The following is a 1,981-nucleotide window of genomic DNA, read 5'->3' as shown; positions in this document are numbered from 1 at the left end:
TCGCCGGGCCGCAGCCCGGGCCGGTGCCGGCCGGCGATCCGAAGACACGCGGCACACCGGGTCCGGCCGACCGGCTGCTGCTGACGCAGCGCCTCGCCGGCAGGGACAGCGTCGACCTGATCAGTTATGAACAGGGGAGGCTGTTCTTCAACGATCTCGACTATCGGCCGCGGCCGGTCATCCAGAGTTACGCGGCCTACACGCCAGCGCTCGCCGCGCGCAACGCCGCGCATTTCCTCGGCCCGCAGCGCCCGGATTTCGTGCTGTTCAACCCGGCCGAGACCATCGACGGCCGGCTGCCGATGATGGATGACGGCGCGGCCCTGCTCGTGGTGCTCGGCAACTACCGCGCGCTCGGTCGCGATGGCAAGTACCTGCTGCTGCAGCGGCGCGACGATGCGCCCCGGCCGCCGCAGCCCGAACTGCTGGCCGAGCGCGAGCTGCACTGGGGCGAGGATGTCGATCTGACGGCCTTCCGTGGCGAGGTGCTGGCCTTCGCGCTGGAGGTCACGCCAAGCGCGGCCGGGCGGCTGGCCGGGCTGCTGTTTCAGAGCCTGCCGCCGCAGATCGTGCTTGATGCCGGCGACGGTGAGCGCCGCTACCGGCTGGTGCCCGGCATGCTCGCCACGCCGGTGCTGCTCAGTCCGCACCTGCGCACGAGCGAGGATCTGCTTGCGCTCGGTGCACCACCACCGGCCGCGGGCTTCGGTCACGCCGTGCGCCGGCTGCGCTTCGAGGTCGCGCCGCCGGCGCCGCTGCTCGCCGGCCACGAGGACTTCGGCCGGGCGCTGTACCACGACACGCTGAAGCTGCGCCTGTACCGCGTGCGCGGGCTGCCGGACGCCGGGTTCACGGCCGCCTACAGCCCCGACCCCGACCGCGTCCGCGCCGGACCGTGAGCACGACGCTGACCCCGGTCGGCACGCTGCACTCGCCGTATCGCGAGAAGTTCGCGATCCCGCGCCAGCCGGGGCTGGCGCGGCTGCCGGCCGTGCTCGAACTGCTGGCGCCGTTCGACCGGCCGGAGGCCGTGCGCGGGCTCGACGGCTTCTCGCACGTCTGGCTGATCTTCGGCTTCCACGCCACCGCCGCCGCCGGCTGGAAGCCGACCGTGCGTCCGCCGCGCCTCGGCGGCAACACCCGGCTCGGCGTGTTCGCGACGCGCTCGACCTTCCGGCCGAATCCGCTCGGGCTGTCGGTCGTCGAACTGGCCGGCATCCGCTGCGAAGGCGGCGTGTGTCTCGACCTGTTCGGGGCCGACCTGCTCGACGGCACGCCGGTCTACGACGTGAAACCTTATCTGCTCGGGCGCGAAACCGGCGCGCCTCGCGGTGACGTTCGCGCCGGCTGCCGCGCAGGTGCTGGCGGCGCACCCCGAGCCGCGCCTGCGCGAATGGCTGGTCGCGGTGCTCGCACTCGACCCGCGCCCGGCCTACCGCACCGGCGAGGACGGCGACTTCGGCGTGCGCCTGTTCGAGTTCGATGTGCGCGCGGAGATCCGCGGCGGACAGCTGACCGTCCGCGAGCTGCGCCGGGCCGGCTGATCCTGCACGGCTGCCATGCAGCGGGCGGCAGATGCGGTGCGAGCGGCCACACTGTGCGCCGTCCGTTCCCCCGTCAGCCGAGGTCATCCGCCCATGAGCACGCCGCACGCGATCCGCATCCACGAACACGGCGGTCCCGAAGTCCTGCGCTGGGAGCCGTTCGACCCCGGCGCGCCGGGGCCCGGCGAGCTGCGCGTGCGCATCGGCGCCGTCGGCCTGAACTTCATCGACACCTATCACCGCAGCGGCCTGTATCCGCTGGCGCTGCCGAGCGGACTCGGGCTCGAAGGCGCCGGCACGGTCGAGGCGATCGGCGAGGGCGTCAGCGAGTTCGCGCCCGGGGATCGCGTCGCCTGGGGCACCGGGCCGGTCGGCAGCTACGCCGAGGTGCGCGTGATGCCGGCCGACAAGGCCGTGAAGCTGCCCGATGCGATCGA

1 protein-coding gene and 2 pseudogenes are annotated in these 1,981 nt (G+C 73.4%); all 3 read left to right on the top strand.

Features of this window, described 5'->3' with window-relative positions; genetic code table 11:
• Positions 1–899: pseudogene (locus PKE44_RS10190) on the top strand (hypothetical protein); the annotation flags it as partial.
• Positions 896–1,544, top strand: a pseudogene (gene tsaA, locus PKE44_RS10185) (tRNA (N6-threonylcarbamoyladenosine(37)-N6)-methyltransferase TrmO). The pseudogenes PKE44_RS10190 and tsaA, both read left to right, overlap by 4 nt.
• Positions 1,545–1,637: 93 nt before the next feature.
• Positions 1,638–1,981, top strand: a 344-nt coding sequence (locus tag PKE44_RS10180) for an alcohol dehydrogenase catalytic domain-containing protein (RefSeq protein ID WP_324550712.1), incomplete at its 3' end; no start/stop codon positions are given.

The organism is Plasticicumulans sp., from assembly GCF_035331805.1.
Lineage (GTDB): Bacteria > Pseudomonadota > Gammaproteobacteria > Competibacterales > Competibacteraceae > Plasticicumulans.
The sequence above is the reverse complement of the archived record's forward strand: the minus strand, read 5'-3'. Positions and strand labels throughout refer to the sequence as shown.